1 protein-coding gene is annotated in these 450 nt (G+C 64.2%); it reads right to left on the reverse strand.

From position 1 onward, the window contains the following. Window positions 1-265: 265 nt before the first annotated feature. On the reverse strand, window positions 266-450 hold a 185-nt coding region (locus C1631_RS25565; RefSeq protein ID WP_109714498.1), incomplete at its 5' end, for a hypothetical protein.

Genomic DNA, 450 nt, shown 5'->3' on the forward strand with positions numbered 1-450 from the left:
ATCCCGAGGTGCCGCGGAGCGGCCTCGAAGGAGGGCTCCGGACGTCGCGCGATCCCTGGAGCCCTCTTATCGAGGGCGACACTTCGGGATGCGGGAGTGGGTTGAGCAAGCCGTCGGATAGAAGCGCCAGAGTGCTTTCCGACGAAGTGGACGCCGGTTCGGCGAAAGAAAGCGCGTCAAAACAAAGACCTAGAGACGCCGGCCTGATGCAATCAGGTCGGTTAAGGCTCTAGGTGCTGGAGCTCGATCGGCCCTTCGAGCCAGCTCAGTCGTAGTCGAAATCAAGCGAGCGTTCGAAGGCGATGGCGCTCATCTCGCGCCCCTTCGGGTCGGCGACGGAGATGTTGCGAAAGCCGCGTCCGGCCAGCTCCCAGGTCTTCTCGAGAGCCTGCTCGTCCGTGCCGCAGGCGAAGGCCAGCGTGCGGCACGGACGAGCAGGCTCTCGAGAAG

The sequence above is a fragment of the Chryseobacterium phosphatilyticum genome (assembly GCF_002899825.2).
GTDB lineage: Bacteria > Bacteroidota > Bacteroidia > Flavobacteriales > Weeksellaceae > Chryseobacterium > Chryseobacterium phosphatilyticum.